The organism is Novosphingobium sp. TK71 (assembly GCF_055361505.1).
The window spans coordinates 1273745-1291476 of the sequence record NZ_CM143962.1 but is presented as its reverse complement, the minus strand read 5'-3'; the positions used below and the strand labels follow the sequence as shown (position 1 = coordinate 1291476).

Genomic DNA, 17732 nt, shown 5'->3' with positions numbered 1-17732 from the left:
CTGCGCGCGCGTTGTCAGACCAAAGCCTTGGCTTCGTCGTCCATCGTGCCGGCGACGGTATCGCCGTAGAGGATCATGTCCGTATGGGCCGCGCCCGAGGGGATCATCGGGAAGCAGTTCGATTCCTTGGCGACGAGGCAATCGACGATGACGGGGCCGTCGTAGTCGATCATCTCCTGGATACCGGCATCGAGCTGGCTTTCGTTCTCGATGCGGATGCCCTTCCAGCCATAGGCCTCGGCCAGCTTCACGAAGTCCGGCAGGCTGTCCGAATAGGACTGCGAGTAGCGGCTTTCGTACGTCAGCTCCTGCCACTGGCGGACCATGCCCATCCACTCGTTGTTGAGGATGAAGATCTTCACCGGCAGGCGGTACTGAGTGGCGGTGCCCAGTTCCTGGATGTTCATCTGGATCGAGGCGTCGCCCGCGATGTCGATGACGAGGCTGTCCGGGTTGCCGAGTTGCGCGCCGATCGCGGCGGGCAGGCCGTAGCCCATGGTGCCGAGGCCGCCCGAAGTCAGCCACTTGTTCGGACCGAAGAAGTGGAAGTACTGCGCCGCCCACATCTGGTGTTGGCCGACTTCGGTGGAGATCACCGGGTCCTTGTCCTTCGTCAGCTCGAACAGGCGCTGGACCGCGAGCTGCGGCATGATCGCCTTCTTCGAGAGCGGGAAGTAGAGGCTGTTCTTGCCGCGCCATTCCTCGACGCGGGCTTTCCAAGGCGCCAGGTCCTGGCCTTTGCGATCACCCCAGAGCGTCAGGATCTGGTCGAGCACGGTGGCGCAATCGCCGATGATCGGCAGGTCGACGCGGACCGTCTTGTTGATCGATGCGCGGTCGATATCGATGTGGATCTTGGTCGAATTCGGCGCGAATGCGTCGAGGCGGCCGGTCACGCGGTCATCGAAGCGGGCGCCGATGCAGACGATCAGGTCCGCCTGGTTCATCGCCAGGTTGGCCTCGTAGGTGCCGTGCATGCCCAGCATGCCCAGCCAGTCGGCATGGTCGGCCGGGAAGGCGCCGAGGCCCATCAGCGTCGAGGTGACGGGCGCGCCGGTCTTCGCCTGAAGCTCGCGCAGCAGCTCGGTAGCACGCGGGCCGGAATTGATGACGCCGCCGCCGGTATAGAGCACCGGGGCCTTGGCCTTGGCGATCAGTTCGACGGCCTGCGCGATCTCGTCCGCCGTGCCTTCGGTGCGCGGCGAATAGCGCTGGCGGCGCTGCGTCGGCGTGTCGTTCCAGATGGCGCTGGCGATCTGGACGTCCTTGGGAATGTCGATCAGAACCGGGCCGGGCCGCCCCGAAGTGGCGATCTGGAACGCCTCGTCGATGGTCGCGGCAAGGTCTGCCGGATCCTTCACCAGGTAGTTATGCTTGGTGCAGTGACGCGAGATGCCGACGGTGTCCGCTTCCTGGAACGCGTCCGAGCCGATCAGCGCGGTGGGAACCTGGCCGGTGATGATGACCAGCGGAATCGAATCCATGAAGGCGTCGGCAATGCCGGTGATGGCATTGGTGGCGCCAGGGCCCGAGGTGACGAGAACGACGCCGGGCTTGCCGGTCGAGCGCGCGTAACCTTCGGCCGCGTGGGCCGCGCCGGCTTCGTGACGGACCAGGATGTGCCGAAGTCGCTCGTCGCCGAATAGAGCATCGTAGATCGGTAGCACGGCGCCGCCGGGATAACCGAATACGAATTCGACTCCCTGCTTGACCAGGCTTTCGACCAGGATGTTCGCGCCGCTGCGCTCTTCAGTCACAACATATTCCTTTTCCGACTCGTGGGCGTTTCCCGAGGGATGGGCTGCCCTTCGAATGTTGCGCGCCAATCACGGTGCGCATTACCAAAAAACCACAGTTCGCTTGTTGGCGAACTATAATGAAACCGACCCGACACGACGGGCGCCGTGCCGGGTCCTCCCTCTCCTCCCTGCATACTTTCATCAGCAGGTGAGGGGGCTCTAAGGGGACGAAAATATTACGTCAACCCCATAACGTGAAATAATCTATCTTGTATGGATTTTTCGTCGAAATATTCGAACTCAATCCTTGTCCAATCTTGCGGAGGTTGGTGCCGCAGCCAGGTGAACTGACGCTTGGCATAGTTCCGCGTGACCTGTGATCCGCGGGCAATCGCTTCTTCCAGCGTGCTTTCTCCGCGCACCACGGCGGCAAGCTCGGGAACGCCGATCGCACGCATTACCGGCAGGTCGGGATCGAGCCTTCTTGCGAGCAGGGCTTCCACTTCGCGCAGGGCTCCGCGCTCGATCATGCGTTCGAACCGCAAGTTGCAGCGTGCGTAGAGCGCTTTTCGCTCGGGCAGGAGGATCGCGGCGTGAAGCGAGACATCGCCGCCGATGCCGCCGCTGGTCCGGGCCTGCCAATGGGCGATGGTCAGCCCTGTAGACCGCACGACCTCAAGCGCGCGCGCGATGCGGGCGGCGTCTGCCGGGGCAAGCCTGGCGGCGCGTTCCGGGTCTTCGGTCTGCAGGGCGGCATAGGCATCTGCAACGGGCAGGGCGCGCACCGTCTCGCGTACATCGGGATCGATGGCCGGTACGGGGGCGATGCCCTCCAGCAGCGTGCGTATATAAAGCCCGGTGCCGCCAACGAGGACCGGTATGGCGCCTTCGGCATGGACCCCCGCGATGGTTTCGCGTGCGGCCCGTGCCCAGTCGGCGGCGGAACAGGTTTCGGCGCCGTCCCATGTGCCGAACAGGCGGTGATCGATGCCGCCCATCTCCTCGGGCGCGGGGCGGGCGCTGAGAACCGTCAGGTCTGCATAGACCTGCGAACTGTCGGCATTGATGACGACCGCGCGCTTTCCGCGCCTTTCCAGTTCCTGCGCCAGGGCAACGGCACAATCGCTCTTGCCGCTGGCGGTCGGCCCTGCAATGAGCGCGAGCGGCGGTTTTTGCCCGTTCGGCACATCGCTTGTGGAATTTTCATACGCAGCTTCAAGGGAATTCGCAGTGCTCATTGCGCGGCTGATAGCAGAACCGGACCACCTCACGGCAAGAATCGATGCGGCCCGCACCGAAATGCAGGAAAGAGGCGTACGTCTCGCTTCGGCGGCGATGCTCGATTTCTGCGGGCAGACCATGCAGCTTGCCTCGCCGGACGAGGATGCGGCGGCGCTGCGCAAGGCGCTCGACGATCATTTTGCGCCGACCGACGGTCTCGTCTCCGATCATGAGCCGATCCTGCCGGGCGTTTTCATCTCCGACATGGATTCGACCATGATCGGACAGGAATGCATCGACGAACTGGGTGATTTCGCCGGCCTCAAGGACCGCATTGCCGAAATCACCGAGCGCGCCATGCAGGGCGAACTCGATTTCGAACAGGCGCTGCGCGAACGGGTCGGCCTGCTCAAGGGGCTTTCCGTCAGTGCCATCGACGAGTGCCTTGCCACCCGCATCAAGCCGATGCCGGGTGCGGAAACCTTGGTGGCGACACTTCGGAAGTTCGGCTGCCGCACGGTGCTCGTCACCGGCGGTTTCCACCACTTCGCCGATCCCGTCGCCGGGCGGCTCGGTTTCGAGCATGTCGTCGGCAACCGGCTCGAGGTGGCCGACGACATGCTGACCGGCGGCCTGGTCGGACCGATCGTCGACAGCTCGGTCAAGAAGGCCACGCTGCTTGCCGAGATCGCGGCAGCAGGAGAGGGCGTCACCAGCCTTGCCACCGGTGACGGCGCGAACGACATTCCCATGCTTGAAGCGGCGACTTACGGTATCGCCTATCATGCCAAGCCCAAGGCGCGTGCCGCGTCGAACGGCTGGATCGATCGGGGCGACCTCACCAGCGTCCTGCGCCTTCTCGGCATCGACGAACAGGAATGGGTCCGCAGCTAAGGGAGCGACACGCGATGGCCGGTAGTGGAACTTCGATCCTGAGCCGGCTGTCGCATCCGCGCTACCTGCTGTTTCTCGGCGTGCTGGCGATCTCGGTCTGGCCGCTGATCCCGGCGATAGGGCTAGTCGAGGCGATCGTTACCGCCTTCGACCTCGCCGTGATCGCCTTCGTGCTTTCCTGCATCCCCTTGTGGCGGGATGGTAATTCCGATGTCATGCGGCGTCAGGCCAAGCGTGACGATGCCGGGCAGGTGATGCTGCTCCTGCTGACAGGGGTGATCTCCACTGTGATCCTTGCCGCGCTCGGCACGCTGGTGCTCGACAACAAGAGGCTCGTTCCCGGCGAGATCGCGCTGCTGGTGGTGACGCTGCTGGCCTGCTGGACATTCGCCAACCTGATCTACGCCTTCCACTACGCCCGGCTTTATTATTCGTCGCGCGGCGGCGCGGATCACGAGGGTCTGGATTTTCCAGGCGACTGTGTGCCGGACTTTGCCGATTTCGTGAACTTCGCCCTCGTGATCGGCATGACCTGCCAGACCGCTGATATCGAGATTACCGATTCGGATGTGCGGCGGGTTTCCACCTTTCACGGGCTGTTCGCCTTCGCGTTCAACCTCGGCATTCTGGCGTTGACGGTGAATGTGCTCGCCTCGTCCTCGGGCGGGCACTGAGGCGTCGTATCCTCAAACTGCCCGCACCAACCAAAAAGGGCGCCCACAAGGGGCGCCCTTCCGGTACTGTGTCAGGCGGGAAGGCGATCAGCCCTCCATCCAGTCCTTGAAGAAGGCCTCGTTGGCTTCGCGAAGTTCGGTCACTTCGTTGCCAAGGACCTTGGTGCCGGCGACCGTGCCGATGCGCACGGCGCCCGGAAGCTCCGTGCCCGCGGCTGCGGTGACGACATAGCGGCTCTGGTCTTCGCCGAAGGCCTCGGCGGTGGTCAGTTCCACCTCGAGATTGCAGCCAAGGCCGCTGGCCAGTGCCATTTCCGCCAGCGCGACGACGAGGCCGCCGTCGCTTACGTCATGGACGGCCGTGACCTTGCCGGCGCCGATCCACTCGCGGATCGTGGCGCCGTTGCCGGCCTCTGCCTTGAGATCAACCTTGGGCGCTTCGCCCGCTTCCTGACCCGCGATTTCGCGCAGCCAGAGCGACTGGCCGAGGTGCGAGCCGAGCTTGCCCTCGCCAGCGCCCAGAACGAAGATATCGTCGCCGGCGTTCTTGAACGCCACGGTGGCCATCTTGTCGTGATCGACAAGGATGCCCACGCCGCCGATGGCCGGGGTCGGCAGGATCGCCGAGCCGCCGCCGGTGGCCTTCGATTCGTTGTAGAGCGAGACGTTGCCCGAGACGATCGGATAATCGAGCGCACGGCAAGCATCGCCCATGCCGTTCAGGCAGCCGACGATCTGCGCCATGATTTCGGGGCGCTGCGGGTTCGCGAAGTTCAGGCAGTTGGTAATGGCGAGCGGAAGGCCGCCGACGGCGCTGATGTTGCGATAGGTCTCGGCCACGGCCTGCTTGCCGCCCTCGTAAGGGTCTGCGTAGCAATAGCGGGGCGAGCAGTCGGTGCTGATCGCCAGCGCCTTTTGCGTGTTGTGGATGCGGACGACCGCGGCGTCGCCGCCGGACTTCTGCATCGTGTCGCCGCCGACCTGGCTGTCGTACTGTTCCCAGATCCACTTGCGCGAGGCAAGGTCGACCGTGCCCATGAGCTTGAGCAGGTCGGCGCCGATGTCGGCGCTTTCGCTCACTTCGCCGAGGGCCGGAACCTTGGCCCAGGCCTTGTATTCCTCAGGCGAGACGTAGGGGCGCTCGTATTCCGGCGCGTCGTCGGCGAGCGGGCCGAGCGGAATGTCGCAAACCACTTCGCCATTGAATTCGAGAACCATGTGGCCGGTGTCGGTCACTTCGCCGATCACGGCGAAGTCGAGCTCCCACTTCTTGAAGATCGCTTCGGCCATGGCTTCCTTGCCGGGCTGAAGCACCATGAGCATGCGCTCCTGGCTTTCCGAGAGCATCATCTCGTAAGGCGTCATCGCCTCTTCGCGGCAGGGCACGTTGTTCATGTTCAGGCGGATGCCGGCGCCGCCCTTGCTGGCCATTTCGACCGACGAGGAGGTGAGGCCGGCCGCGCCCATGTCCTGGATCGCGACGATGGCATCGGTGGCCATGAGTTCGAGGCAGGCCTCGATCAGCAGCTTTTCGGTGAAGGGATCGCCCACCTGCACGGTGGGGCGCTTCTCGTCCGAATGCTCGTCGAAATCGGCAGAGGCCATGGTGGCGCCATGGATGCCGTCACGGCCGGTCTTCGATCCGACATAGACGATCGGGTTACCGAGGCCGGTGGCGGCCGAGTAGAAGATCTTGTCCGTGTCGGCGACGCCCACGGTCATGGCGTTGACGAGGATGTTGCCGTCGTAAGCCTTGTGGAAGTTGGTTTCGCCGCCCACGGTCGGCACGCCGACGCAGTTGCCATAGCCGCCGATGCCGGAGACGACGCCCTGCACGAGGTGCTTCATCTTGGGATGATCGGGGCGGCCGAAGCGCAGTGCATTCATGTTGGCGACCGGGCGGGCGCCCATGGTGAAGACGTCGCGCAGGATGCCGCCAACGCCGGTGGCCGCGCCCTGATAAGGCTCGATGTAGCTCGGGTGGTTGTGGCTTTCCATCTTGAAGATGGCGGCCTGGCCGTCTCCGATGTCGATCACGCCGGCATTCTCGCCGGGGCCGCAGATGACCCAGGGGGCCTTCGTGGGGAGCTTCTTCAGGTGGAAGCGGCTCGACTTGTACGAGCAGTGCTCGGACCACATGACCGAGAAGATGCCAAGCTCAACCAGGTTGGGCTCTCGGCCGAGCGCGTTCAGGACCCGCTCGTATTCCTCGGAATTGAGGCCATGCGCCTCGACGACATCGGGGGTGATTTCGGACATGCGACGCGCCTTAGCGCCGTGCGTGGCTCTTCGCTAGACGTAAAAAGGGGTGTTTTCGCGGCGGCCGATACAGCGCGCCGGGGCAGTGGCGCATAGTCCCGCCTTGACCGGTGAACGCGCCCGCTCCATTGCGGTGATCATGACTGAGAACAGTGCCGAAATCGCCGAGATGAGTTTCGAGGATGCGCTGAGGGCGCTTGAAGACGTGGTCCGGCGTCTGGAAAGCGGCGACGTGCCGCTCGACGATTCGATCACGCTCTACGAACGCGGGGAAGCGCTGCGCCAGCACTGCCAGAAGCGTCTCGACGCCGCGCAGGCCCGGATCGAGCGTATCGTCGCCGGTCCCGACGGGGTGCCCGCCGGCACCCAGCCGTTCGACGCGGCGGATCGCTGATTCGTGGGTGAGGTCGCCGTGACCGACCCGATCCTCGCCGAAGGCCTCTCGCGGATCGCGCGGGAGATCGACGGAGCGTTCGATGCGATGCTGCCGGTGCCGGACGATGCCCGCGCGCGCCTGCTGGAGGCGATGCGCTATGCCGCGATCGGCGGCGGCAAGCGGTTGCGGCCGCTCCTGCTCACGGCCGTTGCGGATATGTACGGCGTGGTTCGCGAAGCCGCGATCCGGGCCGCCATCGCCATCGAATCGATCCACGTCTATTCGCTGATCCACGACGACCTGCCGTGCATGGACGATGACGCGCTGCGTCACGGCAAGCCGACCCTGCATATCGCCTTCGACGAGGCGACCGCCGTGCTCGCGGGCGATTCGCTTCATGCCTTCGCGTTCGAGGTGTTGGCCGATCCCGCGACGAGCGCGGATCCCTTCACCCGCATCGAACTCGTGCAGGCGCTTGGCCATGCCAGCGGCGCGCAGGGCATGGCCGGCGGGCAGATGATGGATCTGGTGGCAGAGACGAGCGAGTTCGATCTTCAGACCGTAACCCGGCTCCAGCAGCTCAAGACCGGCGCGCTGCTTGGCGCGGCGGTGGAAATGGGCGCGATCCTGGGCCGCCTGCCGCCGGAAGGTCGCGCACATCTGCGTGGCTATGCCCGCGATATCGGCCTGGCCTTCCAGATCGCCGACGACCTTATCGACCATGAAGGCGATGCATCGGTGGCCGGCAAGGCCGTTGGCAAGGATGCCGAGGCGGGCAAGGAGACGTTCGTCTCGCTGCTCGGCCCTGAACGCGCCCGCGAACAGGCCCGCATGCTGGTGGAGCAGGCCATCGGCCACCTCGCCCAGCACGGCAAGGAAGCCGACCTGCTGCGCGCAGTGGCGCGCTACATCATCGAGAGGGATCATTGATGAGCCTTGGTGAACGCATCGGTGTCTATCCGGGGACGTTCGATCCGATCACGCTGGGTCACGCCGATATCATCCGGCGCGGCGCCAAGCTGGTCGATCGCCTTATTATCGGGGTGACGACGAACCCTTCGAAGAACCCGCTCTTCACGCCCGAGGAGCGCATGGCCATGGTCGAACGCGAAGTGGCGGCGCTCGGGATCGAGAACGTCACCGTGGTCGGCTTCAACGCGCTGCTGATGAAGTTTGCGCAGAAGCAGGGCGCCAGCGTCATCATCAGGGGCCTGCGCGCCGTCGCGGACTTCGAGTACGAATACCAGATGGCGGGGATGAACCAGCAGCTCAACCCCACCATCGAGACCGTGTTCCTGATGGCGGACGTCAGCCTTCAGCCGATCGCCTCCAAGCTGGTCAAGGAAATCGCCACGTTCGGCGGAGAGATCGCCAAGTTCGTCAGCCCCACGGTGCGCGCCGATGTCGTCGCGCGGATCGCCGAGACCGGGCTTCTCGGCGACTATTGAGAACGCCCAAGAAACGATTGCGACAAATTCATTCATTGTCACGTCAGCAGCGGGGCACTATCGCCCCTGGCCTGAGCGGCTTCCTTCCTGTGAGTATTCGATGACGTTTCGCCTGACCCTTACCGCGACGATGATCGGCCTGGCGCTGGCGGCTACTCCCGCCATGGCCAAGAAGAAGGAAGACCCGACCCCGACGCCGCCGGTGGCGGTGCTGCCGACTTTCGTCGATCCCGATGTAACCCATCAGCCCGAGAACGTGCTCCTGCTCGATCTCTCGGACGGTGGCCGTGTCGCCATTCGTCTCATGCCGGAATGGGCGCCCCATCACGTGGAGCGGATCAAGACGCTCGCCGGGCAGGGCTTCTACAACGGCCAGATATTCCACCGCGTGATCGACGGTTTCATGGCGCAGACGGGCGACCCGACGGGCACCGGGCAGGGCGGTTCGCAGCTTCCCGATCTGGCAGCCGAATTCAACGCGATGCCGCACGTTCGCGGCACCGTGTCGATGGCGCGCACCAACGAGCCGAACAGCGCGAACAGCCAGTTCTTCATCGTGTTCTACCCGCGTTTCTCGCTCGATCGGAAGTATACCAACTTCGGCCGCGTGATCTCGGGCATGCAGTATGTCGACGCGATCCAGCGCGGCGAACCGCCCCAGAACCCGACCAGGATCGTGCAGGCCTCGCTGGCATCCGAGAACAAGGCGCCGCCGCCGCCCGCCCCGGTCGCGCCGCCGCCTGCGAAAATCACGGCCGACCAGCTCAGCAAATCGAAGTCCAGGTAACCTGACCCGGTGATCTGAAGCGAAAAATGGATGACGCCGCGTGAGTGCGCCCCTAGAGGGCGGCTCATGCGCGTTGACCTTTTCGACTTCGACCTTCCTCCCGAGAATATCGCCCTCCGCCCCGCGCGTCCGCGCGATTCGGCGCGGATGCTGGTCGCGCAGGGCCGCGACGAAGGGCCTCTGGTCGAGCGCGTCGTGCGCGATCTTCCCGGAGAACTGCGCCCCGGCGACATCCTCGTCTTCAACGACACCCGCGTCATTCCCGCCCAGCTCGAAGGGCGCCGCGGCGAGGCCCGTATCGGAGCGACGCTTCACAAGCGGATCGACCTTCGCCGCTGGCAGGCTTTCGTCCGCAATGCCAAGCGCCTGAAGGCGGGCGATCGCATCGAATTTCCCGCAGACGTCACTGCCGTCGCTGAAGAGCGCCACGATGACGGCAGCTGGACCTTGCTGTTCGAGGGCGACGAGCCCGTCGAGGTCCTGCTGGAGCGGGCAGGGCGGATGCCGCTGCCACCCTACATTGCCGGCAAGCGCGAGACCGACGAGCAGGACGCCAGCGATTACCAGACGATGTTCGCGCGCGAGAAGGGCGCCGTTGCCGCTCCCACCGCCGCGCTGCACTTCACGCCCGAACTGATCGAGCGGCTGGATGCGGCGGGCGTGAAGCGCGAGACGCTGACGCTTCACGTGGGTGCCGGCACTTTCCTGCCGGTCAAGGCGGATGAGACGCAGGACCACAAGATGCATGCCGAATGGGGCCGCATCGATGCCGAGACCGCCGATCGCCTGAATGCCGCGCGCGCGGGCGGCGGAAGGGTCATCGCGGTGGGCACCACCAGCCTGCGCCTGCTGGAAAGCGCGACGGGCGAGGATGGCGTGATTCGTCCCTTCGAAGGGGACACCTCGATCTTCATCACGCCCGGCTATCGCTTCAAGGCGATCGACGGGCTGATGACCAACTTCCACCTGCCCAAGTCCACGCTGTTCATGCTGGTTTCGGCGCTGATGGGGCTGGAGCGGATGCAGGCGGTTTACGCCCATGCGATCGCGCAGGGTTACCGTTTCTACTCCTACGGGGATTCCAGCCTTCTTTTGCCCTGAGGGGACTTGGAACTGTCACCGGTTTCGCGCATCACGCGGGCCATGGAACCCATTCTCGAAATCAGCGGTCTGACCAAGACTTACGCCGGGGGCTTCACCGCGCTCCAGGGCGTGGACCTCACGATCAACAAGGGCGAGATATTCGCGCTGCTCGGGCCTAACGGTGCGGGCAAGACAACGCTGATCGGCGCGGTTTGCGGCCTCGTGCGGCCGACCAGCGGCACCATGCGCGCCTTCGGCGAGGACATGAATCACAACTGGCGCTCCCTGCGTGCCCGCATCGGGCTGGTTCCGCAAGAACTGGCGACCGACATGTTCGAGACGGTCATCCACTCGGTGAACTATTCGCGCGGCCTGTTCGGCCTGGCGCCGGACCCCGCGCGGGTCGAGGAAATCCTGCGTGCGCTCAGCCTCTGGGACAAGCGCAAGGCGCAGATCCGCGCACTTTCGGGCGGCATGAAGCGCCGCGTGCTGATTGCCAAGGCGCTGGCGCATGAACCCGACCTGCTGTTCCTCGACGAGCCGACCGCCGGTGTCGATGTCGAGCTTCGCCGCGACATGTGGGCGCAGATCGCCGAGCTTCGCGACCGCGGAACCACGATCATCCTCACCACGCACTATATCGAGGAGGCCGAGGAAATGGCCGACCGCGTGGGCATCATCCAGGCGGGCAGCATCCGCATGGTGGAAGAAACGCGCTCGCTGATGAAGCGGCTCGGCCGTACCGAGGCGCATATCGGCCTGGCCACGCCTCTGGCGCTCGTCCCCGAAGCGCTGGCCCCGTACAATCTCTCGCTGGGCAATGGCGGGCTCGAACTCGTCTATCGCGGCGGCGACGGTTCGGGCGGCGGCAAGGCGCAAGTGGCGCAGCTCACCAAGGAGCTCGTGGCAAACGGCATCGACTACACCTCGATCGAAATTCGCGAATCGAGCCTTGAGGAAATCTTCGTCGATCTTCTGGAAGGAGCGGCGGCATGATCGCCTTCAACGCGCGCAGCACCTGGACCATCTACAAGCGTGAGGTCATGCGGGCCATGCGCACCGCCATGCAGTCCATCCTCGGACCGGTTCTGACCACGGTGCTCTACTTTGTCGTGTTCGGCGCGGCGATCGGCAGCAAGATGGATTCGGGCATGGCCGGCGTCAACTACGGGGCCTTCATCGTGCCGGGCCTGCTGCTGCTGACCCTGCTGAGTGAGAGCACGTCGAACGGCAGCTTCGGCATCTACATGCCGCGCTTCACCGGCGCGATCTACGAATTGCTTTCGGCGCCGGTGGGTGTTGCCGAAACGCTGATCGGCTTCGTGGGAGCAGCGGCCACCAAATCCCTGATCCTGGCGGCGATCATCCTCGTGACGGCCACGTTCTTCGTCGACTACACGATTGCCCATCCATTCTATGCGCTGGGCTTCATCCTGCTGGTTTCGGCAAGCTTCTCCTTGTTCGGGTTCATTCTGGGGATATGGGCGGACAGCTTTGAAAAGCTGGGCATCGTTCCGGTGCTGTTCATCGTGCCGCTGACATTCCTTGGCGGTACGTTCTACTCGATAGACCTGCTGCCCGAGCCCTGGCGTTCGGTCGCCATGGCCAATCCGGTGGTCTATCTGGTGAACGGGCTGCGCTGGTGCTTCTACGGCAGTTCGGACTTCCCCATCGGCCTGTCGCTCGGCATGACGCTGGGCTTCCTCGCGCTCTGTGTGGCGTTCATCGCCTGGATCTTCCGCACAGGGTGGCGCCTGCGCGCCTGAGTCGGTAATATCGTGTCATGACAATGCGTTTGGCTGTTTCGATTGGTGTGCCTGCCTTGCTGATTGCCGTCCCGGCTCAGGCAGAGCCGCCCCAATCCTTTCAGTTCGAACCCTTCCCGGATATCGAGATCGTGTCGGTGGTTCCTGTCGTGGAGCTGCCGATTCGTCTCGTGCTGCCGGACTATGTCTCTCCGCCGCCGTTCATCCCGGCGCCGCCGCCGCGTCTTCCCCGCAATGTGAAGGCCATGATCGAGGCGGCGGTGAAGACGAAGGATTCGGCCACCGTTGCAGCGGTGGTCAAGGCGGCGCTAGCCACACAGCCTTATGACAAGGAAGAAATCCGCACGATGCAGCAGGCGTTCCTCGATGCGAACGCCCGCGAGATCGCGGAAAAGGCGAATGCGGAAACGGAGCGGATCCGCCGCGCCGCGCTACTCGAACTCTGGACCGGCAAAGTCGAACTCGGCGCTTTCCGCGCGACGGGAAACACCAGCAATTTCGGCTATACCGGGGCGGTCAAGCTGGACCGTAAAGGCATCGACTGGCAGCATACGATCCAGCTCAACGCGGATTTCCAGAAGGATCGCGGCTCGGTCACGCGTGAGCAGTACGGGGCCAGCTACCAGCCGCGATATACCCTGAACGACGGCTTCTTCACTTATGGCCGAATGCAGTACGAAAAGGACCGCATTCAGGGCTATCTGGATCGCTACTCGCTGTCGGGCGGGCTCGGCTACCGTGTGCTCAAGCGTGACAATGTGACGCTGTCGATGGAAATCGGCCCGGCGCTTCGCCGCACGCGCTATGTCACCGTGCCGAAGGAAACGACGTGGTCGACGCTGACCTCGCTCGATTTCGACTGGCAGGTCAGCCCGACGATCAAGCTCACGCAGGATGCCTCGTCCTATGTTGAAACCGGCAACAGTACCTTCACCTCGGCTACCGGCCTTGAAGCGGGAATGAGCAAGGGGCTGAAGGCGCGCCTGTCCTATTCGATCGAGCACGAAACCTCTCCGCCGGACGGTTCGCTCCAGACCGACACGATCTCTCGCTTCTCACTGGTCTACGGCTTCTGAAGTCTGTAACGGGCGGGTCATGAACCCCCGTTTCGAATTCTCCATCCACGCCACCGACGGCAAGGCCCGTACCGGCACGATCAAGATGCGCCGCGGCGAAATCCGCACGCCAGCCTTCATGCCGGTGGGCACGGCGGCAACCGTGAAGGCGATGAAGCCGCAGGATGTGCGCGCCACCGGCGCCGACATCATCCTGGGCAACACCTATCACCTCATGCTGCGCCCCGGTGCCGAGCGTGTCGCCCGGCTCGGGGGCTTGCACAAGTTCATGAACTGGGACCGCCCGATCCTGACGGACAGCGGCGGTTATCAGGTCATGAGCCTGTCGGACTTGCGCAAGATCACCGAGAACGGCGTCACTTTCGCCAGTCATCTCGACGGTTCGCGCCATCTGCTGACGCCAGAGCGTTCGATGGAAATCCAGCGCCTGCTGGGGTCCGACATCGTGATGTGCTTCGATGAATGTCCCAAGATCGATCAGCCCCGCGACGTGATCGCACGGTCCATGGAAATGTCGATGCGCTGGGCCCGGCGCAGCCGCGACGGTTTCGACAGCGGCGGCGAGCATGCGGCCAATTCCTCCCTGTTCGGCATCCAGCAGGGCGCGCTCGACGAAGGCCTGCGCAAGGCTTCGGCCGATGCGCTTACCGAGATCGGTTTCGATGGTTACGCCATCGGCGGACTTGCGGTGGGCGAAGGGCAGGAGGCGATGTTCGCCACGCTGGAATTCGCGCCCGGCCAGCTTCCGGTCGATCGTCCGCGTTATCTCATGGGGGTCGGCAAGCCCGACGATCTGGTCGGTGCGGTGGAGCGCGGCGTCGACATGTTCGACTGCGTGCTGCCCAGCCGCTCGGGCCGCAACGGCCAGGCCTTCACCTGGAACGGCCCGCTCAACTTGCGCAACGCCCGCCATGCGGAGGACAGCAACCCGCTGGACGATCGCTGCAAGTGCCCTACCTGCGCGACCTACAGCCGCGCTTATCTGCATCATCTCGTGAAGGCGGGAGAAATTCTGGGTTCCATGCTGATGACCGAGCACAACATCTCGTTCTACCAGCAACTCATGCAGGGCATGCGCGACGCCATCGCCGCCGGCACTTTCGCCCAGTTCGCGGCAGACTTCCGTCGCGAGTATCTCCATTGATCTACCAGCAGATTTAACTGGAAGAGGTTCTCTCTCAAGGATAGTCGATGGCTATCCACTGGGGGGATTACATGAAGAAGATTTGGCTCGCCGGCCCGGCTTTTGTGCTGGGCATGGCAGGATGGGGAACGGCCCAAGCCGAAAGCGTCGAAAAACTGGCGGCTGCTTTCGGCGCTCGGCAGGATATCACGGATATAAGCCTTGCTCCGGGCGGCGCACTTGCCGCTATTGTCGCGCCTTCGGGCGGGCGTGGTGACAAGGTCATGATCGCCGACCTGGTAAAGGGCGGTGCTCCCCGGACGATCCTGAACGCGTCCGGACAGGGAGAACATGTCAGCTATTGTTCTTGGCCCAGCGACGCGCAACTGGTTTGCAGTATCCTCGTCCAGGACAAGAGCACTGGGAACGTCTTGTCGTTCAGTCGCCTTCTTTCGCTCAGTCTGGACGGTTCGCCTGCCAAGATGCTCACGCAGAGCGCTAACAGCCGTTCGTTGGGGGTGGCGCGATACGGGGGCGACATCATCGATTGGCAGGGCGGGAAGCCGGAAGAAGTGCTGATGCTGCGTCAGTACATTCCCGAAAATACGATAGGGACGCGGCTGGCCCAATCAGGGGAAGGGCTCGGTGTCGAAAGCCTGAATGTTCGCACCCTGCGCCGTGCTACCGTGGAAAAGCCGAACCGGACAGCCGCCGGCTACATAACCGACGGGATGGGCAATATCCGCATCATGGCGAGCACGCCTGCAATGGGCATAGGCTATGATCGCAATTATACCGATTATTTCTATCGCCTGGTGGGGCAGCACGGCTGGAACCCGTTGGGAAGGGTCACCGTCAATCCTTCCGGCACCTATTCGGGTTTCCGGCCCGTGGCAGTCGACCCGGAGAGCAATTCGGTATTTGGTTTCGACAACAAGAACGGCTTTTCCGCACTTTACCGGCAGAGCCTCGATGGCTCCAACCGCCGGGAGGAAGTCATCTCGAAGCCCGGTGTCGATGTTGACGAATTGATCCGCATCGGTCGATCAAGGCGGGTGGTGGGCGTCTCATTCGCCACGGATTATCGCCAGATCGAGTATTTCGACCCCAAGCTGGCAGCCTTGCGCTCGGCGCTCTCGAAGGCGCTGCCCGGTGATCCTTCGGTGACGATCGTCGATTCCAGCGCTGATGAGAGCAAGCTGCTCATGTTCGTGGGGAGCGATATCGATCCGGGGAAATATTATATTTTCGACAAGGCCACACGCAAGCTGGAGGAAGTCCTCCCGCTACGGACAGCCATGTCCGGACGCACGCTCTCGCCCATGAAATCCATTCAGTTTCGGGCTTTTGATGGTACGATGGTCCCGGCTTACCTGACCCTGCCGCCCGGCAGCGATGGGAAAAATCTTCCCGCCATCATCATGCCGCACGGCGGACCCTCGGCACGCGACGAATGGGGTTTCGACTGGCTAGTGCAGTTTTTTGCGGCACGTGGTTTTGCCGTTCTTCAGCCGAATTTTCGCGGATCGTCGGGCTACGGCGAAGCCTGGTTCGAAAAGAACGGATTCCAGTCCTGGCGCACGGCTGTGGGTGATGTCACCGATGCAGGAGATTGGCTGGTATCGAACGGGATCGCTGCGAAAGGCAAGCTGGCGATCTTCGGGTGGTCATATGGTGGATATGCAGCGCTGCAATCGGGGGTGCTGAAGCCGGATCTGTTCAAGGCGATCATCGCTGTAGCACCGGTCACCGACCTTCAGCAGCTGCGCAACGATCATCTCAACTATTCGGACTACAAGCTGGTCGACGCCATGATCGGCAACGGGCCGCATGTTTCGCAAGGATCACCCGCGCAGAACGCCGCGAAAATTCAGGCGCCTGTCCTGATGTTTCATGGCGACTGGGATACCAACGTCGATATCGACCAGTCAGAGCTGATGCAGCGGCGCCTGCTCGATGCCGGGAAGCGGGCCGAACTGGTCACCTTCAAAGGTCTCACGCACTCGCTGGTTGAAGGCGAGGCGAGGGCCAGGATGCTGGCTCAGAGCGACGCTTTTCTGCGCGAGAACCTGGGGATGCCGAAAGAGTGAGCTCTCCGGGCCTGAGTGTAAGCTCAGGCCGGTTGCAGCGCCTCTCCGGCTTCTTCGTGAAGTGCGCCGATCTCGAGCTTCGTGCCGACATAGGCGACGAAACGCCCGGTGCGGGAATCGAGAAATCCGGCGCCGATTTCCGCCGCGAACTGCTTCGCGGTCTCGAGGTCGGGATACCATTTGCCGGTGCGGTTGGGGGTAATGAATCGATAGCGTGACATGGTGACTGTCCAATGCACGAGAACCATGTCCGTTCCCTGACAAATTCCTCGATTTACCGCGCTTTCCGGCGGTTCGTCGCACAAAAGAAAAGGGCGGCCCGTGAGGGCCGCCCTTCGCATGTCTTGTCCGGTGGACCGGGACCTTAGCGCGAGTAGAACTCGACGACCAGGTTCGGTTCCATCTTCACCGGGTAAGGCACTTCGTCGAGCGTCGGAACGCGCACGAAGGTCACCTTGTCGGTGCCGTCGGTCGAAACGTAGTCAGGAATCTCACGCTCGGGCAGGTTCTGCGCTTCGATGATGAGAGCCATTTCCTTGGCCTTGTTGCCGAGGCTGATGACGTCGCCAACCTTCACGCGACGCGAAGCGATGTTGCACTTCACGCCGTTGACGCGGATGTGGCCGTGCGAAACGATCTGGCGAGCCGCGAAGATGGTGGGTGCGAACTTCGAACGGTACACGACCATGTCGAGACGCTGTTCGAGCAGACCGATCAGGTTCTGACCGGTGTCGCCCTTCATCTTCGAAGCTTCCTGGTAGGTGCGCTTGAACTGCTTCTCGGTCACGTCGCCGTAGTAGCCCTTGAGCTTCTGCTTGGCGCGCAGCTGGATGCCGTAGTCCGAAAGCTTGCCCTTGCGGCGCTGGCCGTGCTGGCCCGGGCCGTAGCTGCGGCGGTTGACCGAGCTCTTGGGGCGACCCCAGATGTTCTCGCCCATGCGGCGGTCGAGTTTGTACTTGGCGCTTTTACGCTTCGACATAAGTCGTCTCCTGTTCTGCTGCCGCCTCCGACCTGAAGGCGATCCGTGTTGTCCCGGGGCGCACCATCCAGCCTACTTTGCGGGATGCGGCCGCCGCTTCACCGGGGTGCGGGGCCGAATGGACGGGCTGCCGAAACAGGCAGGCGCCATGTGAAGGCGTGCCCCTTACGGACTGGGGCCGGAAAGTCAAGCCGCATCGGTGGATTTGCGGTCTCGA

The 17732-nt window shown here is 63.5% G+C and carries 17 protein-coding genes; 12 read left to right on the top strand and 5 right to left on the bottom strand.

Annotated elements, in window-relative coordinates:
* Positions 1–14: 14 nt before the first annotated feature.
* Together ilvB and miaA are read right to left on the bottom strand one after the other, a co-directional pair.
* Positions 15–1757 (bottom strand): biosynthetic-type acetolactate synthase large subunit, encoded by a 1743-nt coding sequence (gene ilvB, locus ACXJ16_RS05870; RefSeq protein ID WP_324694914.1) that lies wholly within the window; start codon positions 1755–1757, stop codon positions 15–17.
* Positions 1758–1975: 218 nt separating this feature from the next.
* Positions 1976–2977 carry a tRNA (adenosine(37)-N6)-dimethylallyltransferase MiaA gene (miaA, locus tag ACXJ16_RS05865; protein ID WP_324694916.1) on the bottom strand — a complete coding sequence of 334 codons (1002 nt, stop codon included), beginning with the start codon at positions 2975–2977 and terminating at the stop codon, positions 1976–1978.
* Here miaA and serB point away from each other — a divergent pair.
* Together serB and ACXJ16_RS05855 are read left to right on the top strand one after the other, a co-directional pair.
* Positions 2970–3854, top strand: coding sequence for a phosphoserine phosphatase SerB (serB, locus tag ACXJ16_RS05860; protein WP_324694918.1), 885 nt, complete (start codon positions 2970–2972; stop codon positions 3852–3854). The two genes, miaA and serB, sit on opposite strands and share 8 nt — an antisense overlap.
* A 14-nt stretch (positions 3855–3868) precedes the next feature.
* Positions 3869–4528: a DUF1345 domain-containing protein gene (locus ACXJ16_RS05855; RefSeq protein WP_463921581.1), complete on the top strand. Its 660-nt coding sequence runs from the start codon at positions 3869–3871 to the stop codon at positions 4526–4528.
* A gap of 87 nt (positions 4529–4615) precedes the next feature.
* Here the strand turns inward: ACXJ16_RS05855 and purL are convergent, their stop codons facing one another.
* Positions 4616–6787, bottom strand: coding sequence for a phosphoribosylformylglycinamidine synthase subunit PurL (purL, locus tag ACXJ16_RS05850; RefSeq protein WP_463921580.1), 2172 nt, complete (start codon positions 6785–6787; stop codon positions 4616–4618).
* Between the two features lie 139 nt (positions 6788–6926).
* Here purL and ACXJ16_RS05845 point away from each other — a divergent pair, with 139 nt between their 5' ends.
* The 10 genes from ACXJ16_RS05845 to ACXJ16_RS05800 all read left to right on the top strand — a co-directional run bounded on the left by ACXJ16_RS05845 (position 6927) and on the right by ACXJ16_RS05800 (position 16536).
* Complete coding sequence (locus ACXJ16_RS05845) at positions 6927–7181, top strand: exodeoxyribonuclease VII small subunit (RefSeq protein ID WP_054441751.1); 255 nt, start codon at positions 6927–6929, stop codon at positions 7179–7181.
* A gap of 3 nt (positions 7182–7184) precedes the next feature.
* Complete coding sequence (locus tag ACXJ16_RS05840; protein ID WP_054441699.1) at positions 7185–8093, top strand: polyprenyl synthetase family protein; 909 nt, start codon at positions 7185–7187, stop codon at positions 8091–8093.
* Positions 8093–8611 (top strand): pantetheine-phosphate adenylyltransferase, encoded by a 519-nt coding sequence (gene coaD / locus ACXJ16_RS05835; protein WP_054441700.1) that lies wholly within the window; start codon positions 8093–8095, stop codon positions 8609–8611. Before ACXJ16_RS05840 ends, coaD begins: the two co-directional genes overlap by 1 nt.
* Before the next feature lie 100 nt (positions 8612–8711).
* A complete protein-coding gene (locus ACXJ16_RS05830) occupies positions 8712–9398 on the top strand; it encodes a peptidylprolyl isomerase (protein ID WP_185997486.1) in 687 nt (228 codons plus the stop codon).
* A gap of 66 nt (positions 9399–9464) precedes the next feature.
* The gene (queA, locus tag ACXJ16_RS05825; protein WP_463921577.1) at positions 9465–10499 is read left to right on the top strand and encodes a tRNA preQ1(34) S-adenosylmethionine ribosyltransferase-isomerase QueA; all 1035 of its coding nucleotides are present in this window, start codon (positions 9465–9467) and stop codon (positions 10497–10499) included.
* A gap of 42 nt (positions 10500–10541) precedes the next feature.
* A complete protein-coding gene (locus tag ACXJ16_RS05820) occupies positions 10542–11477 on the top strand; it encodes an ABC transporter ATP-binding protein (RefSeq protein WP_054441752.1) in 936 nt (311 codons plus the stop codon).
* Positions 11474–12247 carry an ABC transporter permease gene (locus ACXJ16_RS05815; RefSeq protein WP_054441704.1) on the top strand — a complete coding sequence of 258 codons (774 nt, stop codon included), beginning with the start codon at positions 11474–11476 and terminating at the stop codon, positions 12245–12247. Before ACXJ16_RS05820 ends, ACXJ16_RS05815 begins: the two co-directional genes overlap by 4 nt.
* 47 nt (positions 12248–12294) lie before the next feature.
* Positions 12295–13323, top strand: coding sequence for a DUF481 domain-containing protein (locus ACXJ16_RS05810; RefSeq protein ID WP_231636212.1), 1029 nt, complete (start codon positions 12295–12297; stop codon positions 13321–13323).
* Positions 13324–13342: 19 nt separating this feature from the next.
* Positions 13343–14467: a tRNA guanosine(34) transglycosylase Tgt gene (tgt, locus tag ACXJ16_RS05805; protein WP_324694930.1), complete on the top strand. Its 1125-nt coding sequence runs from the start codon at positions 13343–13345 to the stop codon at positions 14465–14467.
* 71 nt (positions 14468–14538) lie between these two features.
* A complete protein-coding gene (locus ACXJ16_RS05800) occupies positions 14539–16536 on the top strand; it encodes an alpha/beta hydrolase family protein (RefSeq protein WP_463921575.1) in 1998 nt (665 codons plus the stop codon).
* Positions 16537–16559: 23 nt separating this feature from the next.
* On the opposite strand, the gene ACXJ16_RS05795 is transcribed toward ACXJ16_RS05800, so the two are convergent.
* Positions 16560–16757 (bottom strand): hypothetical protein, encoded by a 198-nt coding sequence (locus ACXJ16_RS05795; protein WP_054441754.1) that lies wholly within the window; start codon positions 16755–16757, stop codon positions 16560–16562.
* A gap of 143 nt (positions 16758–16900) precedes the next feature.
* A complete protein-coding gene (rpsD, locus tag ACXJ16_RS05790) occupies positions 16901–17515 on the bottom strand; it encodes a 30S ribosomal protein S4 (protein ID WP_054441709.1) in 615 nt (204 codons plus the stop codon).
* Positions 17516–17732: the final 217 nt, after the last annotated feature.